The 14796-nt window shown below is 65.6% G+C and carries 15 protein-coding genes; 6 read left to right on the forward strand and 9 right to left on the reverse strand.

Annotated elements, in window-relative coordinates; genetic code table 11:
• The first annotated feature begins 123 nt into the window (after window positions 1–123).
• Both DV733_RS06685 and DV733_RS06690 read left to right on the forward strand, forming a co-directional pair.
• Entirely contained in the window at window positions 124–813 is a 690-nt protein-coding gene (locus DV733_RS06685) for a hypothetical protein (RefSeq protein WP_049995492.1), read from the forward strand.
• Between the two features lie 106 nt (window positions 814–919).
• Window positions 920–1144: a hypothetical protein gene (locus DV733_RS06690; RefSeq protein WP_202594328.1), complete on the forward strand. Its 225-nt coding sequence runs from the start codon at window positions 920–922 to the stop codon at window positions 1142–1144.
• Between the two features lie 17 nt (window positions 1145–1161).
• Here the strand turns inward: DV733_RS06690 and DV733_RS06695 are convergent, their stop codons facing one another.
• The gene (locus tag DV733_RS06695; protein ID WP_049995490.1) at window positions 1162–2019 is read right to left on the reverse strand and encodes a PhoU family transcriptional regulator; all 858 of its coding nucleotides are present in this window, start codon (window positions 2017–2019) and stop codon (window positions 1162–1164) included.
• A gap of 144 nt (window positions 2020–2163) precedes the next feature.
• On the opposite strand from DV733_RS06695, the gene DV733_RS06700 reads away from it, so the two are divergent.
• On the forward strand, window positions 2164–3177 hold the full coding sequence (locus tag DV733_RS06700) for a phosphate uptake regulator PhoU (RefSeq protein WP_049995489.1): 1014 nt from the start codon (window positions 2164–2166) through the stop codon (window positions 3175–3177).
• Here the strand turns inward: DV733_RS06700 and DV733_RS06705 are convergent.
• Together DV733_RS06705 and DV733_RS06710 are read right to left on the reverse strand one after the other, a co-directional pair.
• Window positions 3150–4145: a glycine cleavage T C-terminal barrel domain-containing protein gene (locus tag DV733_RS06705; RefSeq protein ID WP_049995488.1), complete on the reverse strand. Its 996-nt coding sequence runs from the start codon at window positions 4143–4145 to the stop codon at window positions 3150–3152. The two genes, DV733_RS06700 and DV733_RS06705, sit on opposite strands and share 28 nt — an antisense overlap.
• 60 nt (window positions 4146–4205) lie before the next feature.
• Window positions 4206–4475 carry a DUF7553 family protein gene (locus DV733_RS06710; RefSeq protein WP_049995487.1) on the reverse strand — a complete coding sequence of 90 codons (270 nt, stop codon included), beginning with the start codon at window positions 4473–4475 and terminating at the stop codon, window positions 4206–4208.
• 107 nt (window positions 4476–4582) lie between these two features.
• Here DV733_RS06710 and DV733_RS06715 point away from each other — a divergent pair, with 107 nt between their 5' ends.
• Window positions 4583–5890, forward strand: coding sequence for a phosphoribosylamine--glycine ligase (locus tag DV733_RS06715; RefSeq protein ID WP_049995486.1), 1308 nt, complete (start codon window positions 4583–4585; stop codon window positions 5888–5890).
• Here DV733_RS06715 and DV733_RS06720 read toward each other — a convergent pair whose 3' ends face one another.
• Both DV733_RS06720 and DV733_RS06730 read right to left on the reverse strand, forming a co-directional pair.
• The gene (locus DV733_RS06720; protein ID WP_049995485.1) at window positions 5891–7264 is read right to left on the reverse strand and encodes an ATP-binding protein; all 1374 of its coding nucleotides are present in this window, start codon (window positions 7262–7264) and stop codon (window positions 5891–5893) included.
• A 173-nt stretch (window positions 7265–7437) separates the two neighbouring features.
• A complete protein-coding gene (locus DV733_RS06730) occupies window positions 7438–7734 on the reverse strand; it encodes a hypothetical protein (protein ID WP_049995484.1) in 297 nt (98 codons plus the stop codon).
• Window positions 7735–7915: 181 nt separating this feature from the next.
• On the opposite strand from DV733_RS06730, the gene DV733_RS06735 reads away from it, so the two are divergent.
• On the forward strand, window positions 7916–9718 hold the full coding sequence (locus DV733_RS06735) for an L-aspartate oxidase (RefSeq protein WP_049995483.1): 1803 nt from the start codon (window positions 7916–7918) through the stop codon (window positions 9716–9718).
• A 118-nt stretch (window positions 9719–9836) separates the two neighbouring features.
• Window positions 9837–10106: a DUF7571 family protein gene (locus DV733_RS06740; RefSeq protein WP_049995482.1), complete on the forward strand. Its 270-nt coding sequence runs from the start codon at window positions 9837–9839 to the stop codon at window positions 10104–10106.
• Between the two features lie 56 nt (window positions 10107–10162).
• Here DV733_RS06740 and DV733_RS06745 read toward each other — a convergent pair whose 3' ends face one another.
• From DV733_RS06745 to DV733_RS06760, 4 genes are read right to left on the reverse strand one after another with little or no spacing between them, the layout of a single operon-like run.
• Window positions 10163–11248 (reverse strand): NADH:flavin oxidoreductase/NADH oxidase, encoded by a 1086-nt coding sequence (locus DV733_RS06745; RefSeq protein WP_049995646.1) that lies wholly within the window; start codon window positions 11246–11248, stop codon window positions 10163–10165.
• 43 nt (window positions 11249–11291) lie between these two features.
• Window positions 11292–12182, reverse strand: a complete 891-nt coding sequence (cruF, locus tag DV733_RS06750; RefSeq protein ID WP_049995481.1) for a bisanhydrobacterioruberin hydratase — start codon at window positions 12180–12182, stop codon at window positions 11292–11294.
• Window positions 12175–13059, reverse strand: coding sequence for a prenyltransferase (locus DV733_RS06755; RefSeq protein ID WP_049995480.1), 885 nt, complete (start codon window positions 13057–13059; stop codon window positions 12175–12177). Before DV733_RS06755 ends, cruF begins: the two co-directional genes overlap by 8 nt.
• Before the next feature lie 57 nt (window positions 13060–13116).
• Window positions 13117–14670 carry a phytoene desaturase family protein gene (locus DV733_RS06760; RefSeq protein ID WP_049995479.1) on the reverse strand — a complete coding sequence of 518 codons (1554 nt, stop codon included), beginning with the start codon at window positions 14668–14670 and terminating at the stop codon, window positions 13117–13119.
• Window positions 14671–14796 lie beyond the last annotated feature (126 nt).

Genomic DNA, 14796 nt, shown 5'->3' on the forward strand with positions numbered 1-14796 from the left:
GAACGACCACTCTCGAATGCCGCCTCACTTCGTGAGGGGTCCCAGCCAACACCGATCCACGGGTCCGGACTCTCCGTACTGATCATAGCAATCGTTTTTCACGTCTATCGAGGGTGTTTAGACGTGCCTTCGACGTTATCGAGCGAAGATCGACGCGTCCGGCGTCGCGCGGCCGTACTTGTCGTGCTCGGCCTCGCACTGCTTGCCAACGCGACGGTAGTCCACGCCCTGGATATCGGCGGCGCGCGCTACGAGTATCGGGCCGGGCCGCTCGACACGGGCGAGGGAGCACTGTACACCGAGATCGTGCCGGATCACTTCGACGGCGTCGACTGTCTGCGCGGCGATGAGGACGAACGGCTCTGTGCCATCGAGGCCTGGCTGCTCGAGGAGCGGGGAGTCAACGGGACGGTGACCGTCCAGCTCTCCGGATCCTCCGGCGTCAACGACGAGGAATACGCGTATCTCGGGGAGTTCTATCGCCGGATCTATCACAGCGACCTGGACAACGGGACGACCACGATCGGGCTCGAACGAGTCACGAGAGAGCGCGCACTCGACGACCTCGCGGTCGATCGCGACTCGCTGTCCGATCCCGCGAAGCGAGCCCTCGAAGACGGGTCGGCCGTGGCACGGTTCGAGCGCGACGAGGGGAAAGTCGTCGAGACCGACGACGGCTACGTCGCGATCGCCGTCTACCAGGAGGTGTGGCCGGACCCGCTCCTGCAGGTGGCGAGTTTCCTCGTCCAGTTCGGACTCGGGATCGGACTGGTCGGCGTCGGCTGGGCCAGGGTTCGATCGGTCCCCGGGTAGTTCGTCTCGACCCCGGACGACGAAGTGACTGCGATCGGGAAAGGGCGACGGCTTCGGCGATCCCGAACCACAAATGCTTCGTAGCGTCGCCGTGACACCCCCGAGTGTGCCCCCCGCAATCTTCCAGCTGATGGCCCTCCTGATCGCAGTGCTCGGACTCGTGACTGCAGCGTTCCCCCGGCAGATGGGGCGGTGGCGAATGCGCGGATCCGTCGGCACTGCCCAGATCGAACCCGGAAAAGCCAGGTTGCTCGTGACACGGGTGATGGGCATCGTCGTCGCGGGCCTCGCGCTGGTGATGGCGTTCGGTGATCCGACGATGTTGCTGTAGCGGCCGGACGAGACCGCTCAGATCTCGACGTGACCGGGGTCGACGCCGCTGTGGATCCGGGTCGCGGTCTCGGCGGCGCTGACCCAGTAGTGGATGATCCGTTCGAGCGTCCGAGTGACAGTCACGAGATAGCCGTAGGTGTCTGGATCGTAGGCGGTGACGAGTTCGAACAGTTCCTGCAAATCTCGGTGGACGGTCTTCTCGGTGTCGTGCAGCGCCTCCATCGCGTCGAGGTCCCCCTCGAAGAGGACCGATTCGACGTGCCCGTTGATGCGCTCGCCGGCCTCGAAGATGTCGACGACGCGTTCGTGGACAGCCCCAGTGGGCTCGGCCTCGGCATGGGCGACGGCGTCGGCGATCAGGCAGGCCCGGTCGCCGGCGATCTCGAAGTTGACGGCGATCGTCGCGAGCGCTGCCGAAATACGGTTGCCCGGCCAGTCGGTCGTGATCGTGAACGACTTGATCTCGCGCAGGACTGCACCGTAGCGCTCGTTGGCCAGCGGTTCGAGCGTGTCGGCGCTCTCGGTGACGTTCTCGCCGCGGAACGCCGCCGCCGCGGCCTGATACTGTTCGAGCGTGACGTCGTTGAGGCGTTCGAGACAGGCAAAGAGCGTCTCGAACTGGTCGCCCTCGCAGTTCCACCGGCTCGCGACCTCTTCGACCTGTTCGAAGATCGCGTCGTCGTCGACGACGTAGGCCTTGCGCACCATCCCCTTGTGTTTCAGCTCCTGGAGGACTTCCGAGAGGTAGTTCTGTGAGAGACCGACCGTCTCGGCCAGTTCGGCTTTCGTCTCGGGGGCCTCGGTGTCGATTGCCTCGATGACCGTCGCCAGCGTCCGTTCGCGACTGTGGAGATTGCCGCCGGAGTGTGCCATCCGTATCTACTCCCCAGAAGCACGCGACATAGGTCTACGCTCCGGACACGACGGCCGTCTATTGGGTTCTATTGACTCGTCCATACGGCTACGACCACCACATACAAACGACTACACTCACCCCTTTCGACCCCCAGGACAGGGATGGAAACACGGAAAGTACAGCTCTCGGGTGGAACGACATACACCGTCTCGCTCCCCAAGTTCTGGGCCGAGGATCACGACATCACCGCCGGCTCGCTACTGTATCTGTACCCCAACGACGACGGCTCACTGCTCGTCGAGGCAGCCGAGACGGAGGGTGATACTAGCCGCGCTGTCGTCGAGGTCGGCGACTTCGACGACGGCGAGTTGCGCGAGACGCTGACGGCGCTGTATCTGATCGGCGTCGACGAGGTGTGTCTGCGCGACCGGACCGACGGCGTGAGCGAGCGCGAACGCGCGCTCCGGTCGGTCGTCGCCGATCTGACCGGCTTCGAGATCCTGCAGGCCGACGAGTGCGACCTCGTCGTCCGCAACCTGATGGACGCCGACAACGTCTCGATCCGCAAGAGCACCATCCGGCTCCGGCTCATCGCCGACGCGATGCACGAGGACGCGGTCAGGGCCGTCGTCGAGGACGACGCGACGCTCGCTCAGGACGTCATCGACCGCGACGCCGAGGCCGACAAGCTGTTCCGGCTCGTCAATCGGTACTTCCAGCGGACGCTGACCGATCTCGGCGAGGTACAGAAGCTCGCGTTCTCCCGGGCCGAACTGTTCGCGTACTACTATCTCGCGAGACAGCTCGAGCGGATCGCCGATCACGCCGAGAAGATCGCCCGCGTCGCCATCGAACAGCCCCACGCCCCCGACGACGACCTCGGTCGCGAGGCCGGGTCGATCGGCCGGGACGCCCGGTCGCTGATCTGGGACGCGACCGAGCCGATCCTCTCGAACACTGACGTGAGTCTCGCCTACGACGCCCTTGCCGAACGCGAGGCGATCACGCAGGCCATCGAGGACCTCGACCGCGCGCTCTACGAGAGCGATCACGCCCCGGAAGCCTACCGCTGGGGACTCCTGCTCGACAGTCTCGAACGCTCGGCGGAGTACGGCGCGAACATCGCCGAACTCGCCATCCAGCAACACTATCGCGGACACCGACCCGAGCGCTGACTCCCCTCGACGAACGGCAGCGCCGCGTGACTCGCCGGGACCTCTCCGTCGTCGGTCAGTACGGCGTCGGGTTCTCCGTCGGCCAGCGCGAACGCGATCGGCTCGCCCAGGGTCGGACTGGCGACCGCTCGCGTGACGCGCCCGATCTCTTCGCCCGCTTTCTGGACGGCTGCGCCCCGCTCGGGGACGCCCTCGCAGGTCAGCCCGAGGAGTCGCTGGCCGTTGGTGTCCCCGCCATCGAGGACGCCTGGTTCGTGGCCCGCCAGTTCGGTGTCGAACAGCGGCGTCCCCGCTTCCAGCGTCAGCGACTCCCAGGTACGGTAGCCGAAGGGCGTCGCATTGAGCCCCCGGTTCACGAGGGTGTCGAAGACCCGTTCGGCCTCCTCGACTGCGCAGACGACCTCGTAGCCCTCCTCGCCAGTGGGTGCGTCGCTGGCGATGACTGTCACGCCCTCGTCACCCATCGACCCGCGCATGAAGGCGTGGGCCGGTTCGGGCGCGCCCCCGCCCGTCGAGAGGACGCTCGCGATCTTCTCGGTCGCGCTCGCGCCGTGGACGCCGAAGACGGCGAGGTCGGCCGTCACGTCAGTGCTCTCGACGCCCTTACCAGCGAGCGCGTCGTCCAGCACTGGTCCGCGGCCGGGCGGCAGAAAGACGAGGAGTCGGTCGCCCGCAGCGGCGTTGTAGACGGTCGCTTCGGCGACGATCCGCCCGGACTCGAGCACGAGTCCGTAACAGCCCTCGCCATCCGATTCGGGAACGTCGGCAGTCACGACCGAATCGACGGCCGTCACTCGTTCGGGCCCGGTCACCTCGCGGACGTCGTAGCCCATCTCGATCACGCCGGCGACGTTGCGGACGGCGCGGTGGGTTCGCTCGGAGCGGCCGTACTCTTCGACGACGCGGCGGCCGTCGAGGTCGCGAAACGTCGCGCCGTGATCGGCGTGGACGGCCTCGATGACACTCATTAACGGGAGGAAGAGCGCTGGCGAAAAGAACCTCCCGATCGGACGACTGCTTCGACGCGATCAGACGCCGTCGACGGTCGAGCGGTAGGCGACGATCGCGTCGAGCGCTTCCTCGATAGTCTCGCCCGTGGCCTCGTCGACGTCGGCTTTGACCTCGCCGAGAGCGTTCTGCCAGCGGGCGAGTCGGCCGTGGTCGGGACCGCGATCCGCGGTCGCGAGGCGTTCGATCTGGGACGCAATCTCGGTGAGGCGGTCCGCAGCGTCGCCGCTTGTGGTCTCTGCTGCCGATTCGAGCAGATCGCTCGCGTTCGCGAGTTCGTCGCGTGTCATACGTTATAGCGGACGACATAGGTGCAAAGTAATTCCGATGGTGGCCGGTCCTGCACAGACCTATGACGCGGGCTAGGTTCTTGCGCTCGGCGGGCGTCGACTGGGATATGACCGCGAACTTTCTGTTCGTCTCGGCCGACGCCGCCCTGATCACCGACATCGCGTGGCAGGTCCATCAGGAAGGCCACGACGTGCAGTACTACGTCGAGGCCGAGAGCGACCGCGAGATCGGCGACGGCTTCGTCCCGAAGACAGACGACTGGGAGGCCGAGGTCGCGTGGGCCGACGTCATCGTATTCGACGACATCTGGATCGGAGACGAAATCGGAACCGGGGAACTGGCCCAGGAGCTTCGTGAGCAGGGAAAAGCGGTCGTCGGCGGGACGCCGAACACCGATCGTCTGGAGGAGGATCGCGGCTACGCCATGGAGATCCTCGAAGAGCACGGCGTGAACACGATCGACCATCAGGTATTTCGCGACTTCGACGACGGGGTCGAGTTCGTCCAGCAGAACCCCGCGCCCTACGTCATCAAGCCGCTCGGCGAGGTCCAGAACGTCAAGCGCTTGCTATACGTCGGCAACGAGGACGACGGCAGCGACGTGATCGACGTCCTGCAGGCCTACAAGAAGGCGTGGGGCCACCGGATGAAAGGGTTTCAATTGCAGCGAAAAGTCGAAGGGGTCGAGGTCGCCATCTGCGGATTCTTCAACGGGAAGGAGTTCGTCGACCAGGTCAATCTCAACTTCGAGCACAAGAAACTCTTCCCCGGGAATATCGGGCCGTCGACCGGCGAGATGGGCACGTCGATGTTCTGGACGAACCACAATCGACTCTTTCAGGAGACGCTCGGCAAACTCGAAGACTGGCTCGCCGAAGAAGGGTACGTCGGCAGTATCGATCTGAACTGTATCGTCAACGGTACCGGCATATATCCCCTGGAGTTTACGCCGCGATTCGGCTACCCGACCCTCTCGATCCAGGAAGAGGGCTTCGAGACGCCGACTGGCGAGTTCTTCCTCGACCTCGCCAACGGTCGTGATCCCGGTCTGGCGGTGCACCGGGGCTACCAGATCGGGATCCGAATCGTCCTGCCGCCGTTTCCCTTCGACGACGAGCAGACCTACGACGAGAATTCGCGGAACGCGGCCGTGGTATTTGAAACAGACTCGCGAGAGGGCGTTCACATCGAGGATTGCAAGAACGTCGACGGACAGTGGCGCGCCGCGGGCGAGAGCGGGATGCCACTCGTGGTCACGGGCAAAGGAGAGACGATGCAGGAAGCGCGCGAGCGGTGTTACGCTCGGGTCGACGATATCGTGATGCCCAATCTGTACTACCGGGACGACATCGGCGAGCGCTGGATCGAGGGCGACGGCGACCGCTTGCTGGCGTGGGGGTATCTGGGCCCGTGATCAATAGGCAGCGAGAATCTCGGAGAGGCCGAACAGTCGCACGTCGTCGCGAGCCTCGGCGACAGCGCTGAGATCGGCAGTGTACCCGGACCGACTGAACAGGACGTATAGCGTCTCTCCGTCCGCTGGCTCGGCCGACCACCGAACGTCCGACGCTGTGCGTTCCAGATCGGCGAGCACGCCCTCGCCCACCGGCCGAGACGTGAACTTACATTCACCCGCGACGAGTCCGTCATCGGCGAGGCCGAGGACGTCCAGTTCGTGTTCTTTGAACCACCACTGTCCGACGTCGCGGAACTGTCGATCGACGAGTTCGGGGAGCGCGCGCTGGCAGAGTCGTTCGAACAGCGGACTCACGTAGTCCGGTAACTCGGGCGCGACGACTTCCTCGTAGGCGTCATCGCCGAGCATCCGAAGCTGGTCCTGATTCCCGTAGACGAACCGAAACCAGAACCGGAACAGGGGCGCAACGATACGGTAGCGGCCGCGTTTCGAGGCTGTCGACGATTCCGTCACGGGGATGTGGCGCTCGACGAGCCGAATTCGGCGGAGTTTCTGGAGGTACGTACTGAGAGAGCCCGACTCCACGCCGGCCATGCCTGCAATCTCGTTCGGGGTTCGGCGCCCGTGGGCGAGCGCCCGGAGAATACTGAAATACGTGTTCGGCTGTCGGAGTTCGGTTCGGAGCAGAAACTCGGGTTCGGAGTACAGGAGCCCGCGCTCGGACAGAATCGCCTGCTGAACGTTCGTTGCTAACGGCTCGTCAGGAGCGACTGTCTGGAGATAATAGGGCGTGCCACCGTAGATCGACCACGTGGTGATCGCCGTCTCGGGGTCGTACGCCGGGAAGAACTGGTGTGCGTTGGCCACCGAAAGCGGGCCGAGATCGATCGTCGCCGTCCGTCGCCCGTACAGCGGCGCGCTCCCGGAGAGGACCTTGTCTTCCATGACGCTGATCGAGGAGCCGACGAGAACGAGTGTCATTTCCGTCTCCTGGAGTTCCAGGTCCCAGACACGCTGCATGCGGGACGGGAGTGACTCGTCTTCCTCGATGAGGAACGGAAACTCGTCGACGACGACGATTGCGTCTTCCTCGCCGAGGGCTTCGAGAATCGCTTCCCAGTCTCGGCGAACGTTCTCCAGCGAGGGAAACTGTGCGGTCGCTACGTCGACGAACTGTTCGAGCTGGTTCTGCGCCGTCGACTCGACTGCCTGGTAGTAGACGGCGTCGTCCCGATCGGCGATCGACTGACGAACGAGCTCGCTCTTGCCGAGGCGACGCCGCCCGTATATCACGACGAAGTCTGCCGTTTCGGAGTCGTAGCAGTCGCCGAGTTGATCGATCTCTTCCTCCCGGTCGACGAATTGCGCCATGTCACGAGTCGTTCCTCGATAGTGATAGAAATTGCGATTTCGGAAATCGTGATTTCGGAAATCGTGATTTCTATATTGGGCCCACAGCCCGAAACTGCTGCAGGACGACATCGGCGAGCGCTGGGTCGAGGGTGATCGGTTGCTCGCGTGGGGCTATCTGGGCCCGCCCGCACTCACACGCGTTGCAGGCGTTCGGCGAGTTCTGCGGCGGCCGAGACGTGTTCGTCCGCTGCGGGCGCGCCGGTGTCGTCGACTTCCGCCAGCAGGTCGACGATGTGGCTCGCACGCGTGCGGATCAGCTCGGGGTCGTTCGGGGCGTCGACGAGGTCGGCCGCGACCGCTTCTGCCTCGCCGATCCATCGATTCGCCGTGCGTTCGATCGGGAGTTCCGCCGTCGCGGCAAGGTGGTCGTGGAGCTCGACGACGGCGGCACGGCGCTCGTCGTCGGTCTCGATCGGCGTGGTTGTCATCACCCCTACTAGGCGGTCACGATAGAAAAGGACTGACAGCGTGCCGGCGACGTGGAACGGACGTACGGCAGCCACTGCGAGGCGTCGGTGAACGCCTGATCGGGAGATTCGGGCGGTATGCTGGAAGTACAAAACCGCACCGGCAGCCGTTTATGCTCGTCTGGCACGTAGGAATACTGTTATGAGCGACCGGAGCAGTGCCCGGCGAGAGATCGGTGACCGAGACGTCGAGTACCGCCGGGTCCGGGCGCTGGTGATCGGCGCCGGCGCTGCCGGGGCCAGGGCGGCGATCGAGCTCGTCGAGCAGGGGGTCGATCCCGCGGACGTCCTGGTGCTCGGCAAACGCGACCACGGCGACGCGCACACGACCTGGGCTCGTGGGGGGGTCAACGGCGCTCTCGGGACCCACGATCCCGAAGACGACTGGACGATCCACGCCGCAGACACGCTGAACGAAGGACACTTCCTGAACGAGCCCGCGAAGGTCGAGACCGTCGCCCGAGAGATGCCCGACCGACTGCGCGAACTCGACGACTGGGGGATGGCGTTCTCCCGGACCGAGGCGGGCGAGATCGATCAGCGCTACTTCGGGGCGCAGTCGTTTCGCCGAACCGCCTTCGCCGGTGATCACACCGGCGAGTCCATGCTGGAGACACTGATCGAGCAGGCCCAGCAGCGGAGTGTTCCCTACCGAGACCAGGTGATGATCACGCGGTTGCTGACCGAGGACGACCGCGTCCTCGGGGCCGCTGGCTACGACCAGGACAGTGGCGAGTTCCTGCTGTTCGAGGCCGAACAGGTGATCCTCGCGGCCGGCGGCTATCCCGGAATCTACGAGCGTCACTCCTCGCGAGACGACGAGAACACCGGTGACGGGCCCGCGCTGGCGCTGGAGGCCGGCGCGCGGCTGATGGACATGGAGTTCGTCCAGTTCCACCCGACGGGGATGGCCGTAGACGAATCGGACCCCGAGTGGGAACCGTGGCGGGGTCGTCTGGTCACCGAGGCCGTCCGCGGCGAGGGCGGGCGCCTCTACAACGCTCAGGGAGAACGATTCATGGAGCGGTACTCGCCCGATCAGATGGAACTCGACGCGCGGGACGTCGTCGCCCGCGCCATCGCTCAGGAGATCCGCGAGGGTCGCGGGACCGACAACGGCGGCGCCTACCTCGACATCTCACACAGGTCCAGAGAGTTCATCGCGGAACGGCTGCCCCGGATGTACGAGCGCTTTCAGTCACTGGGCGTCGACATGGCCGAGGATCCCGTCGAAGTTGCGCCGACAGCGCACTACGGGATGGGCGGCGTACTGGTCGACGACCGCGGTGAGACCGACGTCGAAGGCCTGTTCGCTATCGGCGAGGCGATGGGCGGGGTCCACGGCGCGAACCGACTCGGTGGGAACTCCCTGGCCGAGACGGTCGCGTTCGGGCGTGTTACCGGCGAAAGCGTCGCCAAGCGACTCCAGGCGGGCGCCCAGCACCACGAATCCGGCCGCATCGAGACGCTGGCAGCGTCACACTTCGCCGACCTCGAGGCGACGACCGATCGAGACGGCTCGGACAGCCCCGACTCGGTGATGGCCGATCTCCGGGCACTCATGTGGGACCACGCCGGAATCCTGCGGTCGGCCGAGCGGCTTCAGGAGGGTCTCGACCGTCTCCAGACGCTCCGCGCACGGACGGCGGATCTGACCACTGGTGACCGAAGGAGTCGATCGTTCGCGGCCGCGCTGGAAGTCGGGTTCGCGATCACCGTCGCCGAGACCGTCCTGCAGGGGGCACTGGAGCGTCGCGAATCCCGCGGCGCCCACTACCGCACCGACGCACTCGAACCCGACCCCCAGCAGCAGGAGACCATCGTCGCCGATCTGGACACGTTCGGCGGGATCAGGCTGTCGAGGCGCGAACTCGACGATCCCAGCCCCGCGGTCCAGCGTGCGCTCGACGCCGGCTACGAACTGGACTATCACCAGCTAGAGTGAGCCAACTAGTCTGGCGTCGTTCTGAGCCTCACTGTCGCTGCTCGCTGGCATCGCGACTCCTCGATCCTCGTGGGGGCAACTATTTGTGTGGTGATCACATGGGCCAATACGCATCGCTATGCAACCGTGCCAACGCTGTCAGGCGGTCATCGACGAGTATACATTGGACAAACAACTCGAACCCCTGCGAGACCTCACGGTCGACGACTTCAACGTGTGTGCGGATTGCGTGACAATCGTCGCGGATGCGTGCGTGGAGTGCGGCGGCGCGGTCTACGTCCCCCGGAGCGAGTCCGACGCGCCCGACTACTGTCCAGCGTGTCGGTCCGACCTGATCGAACAGACCGGTCAGGACCCCGGCTGGCGGTGCGAATCGGTGTCGAGCTGATCGACACACTCCGGGTTGCTGTTCCTCGTGTGACTGCTATCGAGCGTAGCGACTGCTCAGAAGCCGAACGCCCGCCGGTACTGTGGCGGACTCTCGACTTCCTCAGTCGCATCGAGGGTCTCCGCGGCGTGCAGCGCGAAGTAGGGGTCCCGGAGGTGTTCGCGCCCGACAATCGCCAGGTCCGCGCGCTCGTTTGCGAGCAGCGCCTCGGCCTGTTCGGGCGTGGTGATCCCGCCGACGGCCCCCACCTGAAGATCCGTCTCCTCGCGGATGCGCTCGGCATAGCGAACTTGATAGTTCGGGCCGGCCTGCTCGGGACGGGAGTCGGGATGGATGCCGCCGCCGCTGACGTCGAGCAGATCGACACCGAGACGATCGGCCAGCCTGACGGAGTCGTCGAGGGTCCACGACTCTCGATCCGGGAGCCAGTCGGTCGCGGAGATGCGGACGAACACGGGCTTCTCGTCGGGCCAGACATCCCGCACAGTCTGGGTTACCTCCCGGAGGAGTCGCGTCCGTCCCTCGAAGTCGCCGCCGTAGTCGTCCTCGCGGGTGTTAGTCACCGGCGACAGAAACTCGTGGAGGAGATAGCCGTGGGCGGCGTGGACCTCGGTGACCTCGAAGCCGGCGTTCAGCGCGCGCTCGGCCGCGGTGCGGAAGGAGTCGATCACTGACTCGATCTCCTCGACGCTGAGGCGCTCGGTCGGCGGGGCCTCGCCCTCGTAGGGCCAGGGCTCGTCGGTCGGGCCGACGACCGCCCAGCCGCCCTCGTCGGGACCCAGTGGGTCGTGGCCGTCCCAGGGCCGGGACGTGGCGGCCTTGCGCCCGGCGTGGGCCAGCTGGATAGCCGGGACCGAGCCCTGCTCGCGGACGAACTCGGTGATCGGCCGGAGGGCGTCGGCGTGTTCGTCCGACCAGATCCCCAGATCCTCCGGGGAGATCCGGCCGCGCGGCTCGACCGCAGTCGCTTCGGTCATCACGAGACCGGCCCCGCCGACGGCTCGGGAACCGAGGTGCGTGCGGTGCCAGTCGGTGGCCAGCCCGTCCCGCTGTTCGCAGGAGTACTGACACATCGGCGAGACCATCACGCGGTTGGGGATCGTGGTGTCGCGCAGGTCGAGCGGCGAGAACAGCCGTGTCATCAGCGGACCTTGGACGCTGGCCGGAAAACGCGTTCGATCGGCCTCAGCGGTCGCCCCCGGCACGGGCGCGCAGCCACGCGGCCCCGGGGATCGTCTCGCGGACGTCGAAGTCGAAGCGGTCGGTCGCGAGCAGGCCCGCGCCGAAACCGACAGCGATCAACAGCGGGATCCAGTTGCCGAAGGCGGCGTTGATCGCTCCCCAGAGGATGACGAAACTCACCAGGTCGTCCAGCATGAACCTACAGGATCGCAGGCGGGAAAGTAGTCGCTTGCCGTCGAAGGCAATATCAAACAGTCCCACTGAGATCGTCGCCGAGAGCACCCAGCCGGCGTAGTTCGACCAGGGGACGCCATAGTACCATCCCCCGGCGTCGTAGATCCAGAAGCCCAGCGAGACGGCGGCGGGATCGAGGACGAGATCCATCGCGAGGACGAGTGCGATCACGGCGGGCAGTCGGATCGCAGCCGAGCGGGCGCGATCGCCGAGCAACAGGAGTCCGAGGAGGTAGCTGTTGAGCACGAGTGGGAAGAAGAACACCGGCAGGCCGATCGGCACCTTGTCCAGCAGCATCGGGCCGAGGTCGATCCCGTACTCGAAGGCGCCGTAGGGCCAGCCAGTCGTGACGCCCAGCAGTTCGATCCCGAAGGCATAGATCGTCAGGAGTCCGATCGCGAGGGCGGCCCGGCGGTCGAACAGGGGTGCGAGCCCAGCCACGAGCGGCAGGCGCATGACGAGCACGCCCGCGAGGATGAACCAGGGGTTGAACGCGAGTGGATCGGGGAGCCAGCCGCGCGCGGAGGCGTACAGCGAGACCGCGCCCACGAGAGGGAAGACCACGGCGATCGTGAATCGATTCTCGGTCACCAACTGATCGAGCCACGCCTCTATGGCCTGGCGACCGTCTCCCAGCGGCGGCAACGGGGAGTCAGGCATAGAGCATCACCCAGAGGGCCGCCATGGTCAAGATCGCGCCGACGACGGTGTTGATCGCGGGATACCACCAGTAGGCCCGGTCGACCGGGACGTCAGCGCCCGCAATCGCGACCACGAGCAGCGGATAGATCGCGAGGACGCCGCCCAGGAAGGGGTGGACGAGCGCGAACGCGACCGCGGCGGCCGCCCAGACCAGCGCGCAGTAGGCGTAGGTTCGCTGCTGGCCGAGGAGGGTCGCCGTCGTCCGGATGCCGGCCTCGCGGTCGGGTTCGATGTCGGGGATGGCGCTGAAGGTGTGCATCGCCATCGTCCACAGCCACGCCCCGGCGATCGCCGCCACGGGGGGATACGCGCCTTCGATCGCACCGTAGGCGGCGATCCCGGGTAGCGCATAGAGTCCGTTCGAGAGCGAGTCGAGTATCGGCGTGGTCTTGAACCGGAGGGGTGGGGCGCTGTACTCGGTCGCCAGGAGGTAGAACAGGCCCAGCGGGAAGAGCGCGGCAGCATCGAGGAAGGGGATCAGCGCGAGCCCGACGGCGGCACAGCCGAAGACCGCGGCGATGACCAGCGGGCCGCCCTCGTAGCGGACCTCCTTGTCGTCTTTCTTGGGGTTGGCCTGGTCGATGTCGGCGTCGAAGACGTCGTTGATCCCGTAGAGAAAGACGTTCGCGGGAACCAGAAAGTACGCGAACAGCGCGATCGCCAGCGGCGAGAACAGCTCGCTGGGAGAGTCGGCAGCGTAGGCGACGCCGACGACGACCGGGCCGGCGAGATACAGCCAGAACCGGGGGCGAGAGAGCCAGAACAGATACCCCAGCGTCGACTCCTCGGAGGGGAGCAGTGAGTCGAGTCGCGTTCTGAGGCCGGTGTCACTCATCACTGCTGGGACGTTCGGACTCGCCGGTCTTTGGGGCGTCGATAACGCATCGCTGCGTTAGCGATCTTTCAAGAGCGCCTCGGCCGTGTGCTCGCCGCTGATGAGACACATCGGGACGCCGATTCCTGGGGTCGTGAACGAGCCCGTGAAGTACAGCCCGTCGACCGCCGAGGAGGCGTTGTTCGGCCGCAGCAGCGCGGTCTGTCTGAGGGTGTGGGCGAGTCCGAGCGCCGTCCCCTCGGTGGCGTTGTAGCGATCGACGAAATCGTCGACGCAGAACTGTTCCTCGACGACGATCCGGTCTCGAAGGGCGACGCCGGTGTTGTCAGCGATGTCGTCGAGGACGCGCTCGCGATAGCGCTCGCGCAGGGCCTCCGTATCGCGGAGGCCGGGGGCGATCGGGACAAGCACGAACAGGTTCGAATGGCCCTCGGGCGCGACGTCGTCGTCGGTCTTGGAGGGGACACACAGATAGTAGGCGGGCTCGTCCGGCCACGCGGGCTGGTTGAAGATCTGCTGGAAGTGTGGGTCCCAGTCTTCTGGCAGGACGAGCGTGTGGTGGGCCAGTTCCTCGACGTCGCCCTCGACGCCCATGTACATGAGGAACGCCGAGGGCGCGTAGGTGCGCTTGTCCCAGTAGTCGGCGTCGTACTGGCGTTCGTGCTCGGGGAGCAGTTCCTGTTCGGCGTGGCGGTAGTCGGCGTTGACCACAACGCGGTCGGGCCGATAGATCTCCTCGTCGACTGTTTCGACGTGGAAGCCCTCCTTGCGGCGGGTGATCTCTTCGACCTCGCTGTCGGTCTCGAAGGTGACGCCCAGTTCCTCGCCCAACTCGACGACGCTGTCGACGACGACGCCGATCCCGCCCGGCCCTTCGCGGTCTTTGGGAACGGGGTAGTAGACGCCGAGGTTGAAGTCGACGTGGCTCATCATGTTGTACAGCGCGGGCGTGTTCCGCGGCGAGCCCCCGAGAAAGACGAGGGTGTACTGCATGATCTGCTGGAGCTTCGGGTGCTCGAAGTAGTCCGAGACGTGGCCCTGCATCGACCCGATCAACTGGAGACCGATCGGCGCCGCGCGCATGACATCCAGATCGATCCAGTCGCGCAGGCGCGAGCGATCCTCGTAGACGAACTTCTCCATCGCCGTCTCGTAGTGGGTCTGACTCGTATCGAGATACTCCTCGAAGGCCTCGCCGCCGCCGTCCTCGATCGACGCGAACAGCTCGCGATTTTCGGCCCGGTCCGGGCTGATGTCGACCACCGTGTTGTCTCGCGGCTCCGCCGCTCGATCTCCCGAGGCGCGTGGCGCCTCGCCGTCTTTGAAGAAGATCCGATAGTGCGGATCGAGCCGCTGGAGATCGTAGTAGTCGCCCGGCTCACGGTCGAAGTGCCCGAAGAAGCGCTCGAAGACGTCGGGCATGAGGTACCACGACGGGCCCATGTCGAAGACGAACCCATCGCGTTCGAGGCGGCTCGCCCGGCCGCCCAATTGCTCGTTTTTCTCCAGTAGCGTCACGTCACAACCCGCGTCGGCGAGATAGCAGGCCGATGAGAGTCCACCGAAGCCACCGCCGACGACCACGACTCGCTGTCCCGAAGGCATTCCCATTGGTTGACATAGCGGCCCGAACCGCTATAAGTACCGTGCCCAACTGCTGGGGTCGACCCCCATCGAAGCCTTTATTCGATCTCTTGAGAGAGGTGAGTGTACATGTATAACAACGAAGTCCGAGGA

Origin of the sequence: Halapricum salinum (assembly GCF_004799665.1) — an archaeon.
In the GTDB taxonomy this organism is placed as follows: domain Archaea; phylum Halobacteriota; class Halobacteria; order Halobacteriales; family Haloarculaceae; genus Halapricum; species Halapricum salinum.

Coding starts and splice junctions, on each gene's coding strand:
- DV733_RS06700 (WP_049995489.1), top strand. CDS start 2,164: ATGGAAACACGGAAAGTACAGCTCTCGGGTGGAACGACATACACCGTC.
- DV733_RS06705 (WP_049995488.1), bottom strand. CDS start 4,145: ATGAGTGTCATCGAGGCCGTCCACGCCGATCACGGCGCGACGTTTCGC.
- DV733_RS06710 (WP_049995487.1), bottom strand. CDS start 4,475: ATGACACGCGACGAACTCGCGAACGCGAGCGATCTGCTCGAATCGGCA.
- DV733_RS06695 (WP_049995490.1), bottom strand. CDS start 2,019: ATGGCACACTCCGGCGGCAATCTCCACAGTCGCGAACGGACGCTGGCG.
- DV733_RS06720 (WP_049995485.1), bottom strand. CDS start 7,264: ATGGCGCAATTCGTCGACCGGGAGGAAGAGATCGATCAACTCGGCGAC.
- DV733_RS06760 (WP_049995479.1), bottom strand. CDS start 14,670: ATGGGAATGCCTTCGGGACAGCGAGTCGTGGTCGTCGGCGGTGGCTTC.
- DV733_RS06730 (WP_049995484.1), bottom strand. CDS start 7,734: ATGACAACCACGCCGATCGAGACCGACGACGAGCGCCGTGCCGCCGTC.
- DV733_RS06735 (WP_049995483.1), top strand. CDS start 7,916: ATGAGCGACCGGAGCAGTGCCCGGCGAGAGATCGGTGACCGAGACGTC.
- DV733_RS06755 (WP_049995480.1), bottom strand. CDS start 13,059: ATGAGTGACACCGGCCTCAGAACGCGACTCGACTCACTGCTCCCCTCC.
- cruF (WP_049995481.1), bottom strand. CDS start 12,182: ATGCCTGACTCCCCGTTGCCGCCGCTGGGAGACGGTCGCCAGGCCATA.
- DV733_RS06745 (WP_049995646.1), bottom strand. CDS start 11,248: ATGACACGGCTGTTCTCGCCGCTCGACCTGCGCGACACCACGATCCCC.
- DV733_RS06740 (WP_049995482.1), top strand. CDS start 9,837: ATGCAACCGTGCCAACGCTGTCAGGCGGTCATCGACGAGTATACATTG.
- DV733_RS06715 (WP_049995486.1), top strand. CDS start 4,583: ATGACCGCGAACTTTCTGTTCGTCTCGGCCGACGCCGCCCTGATCACC.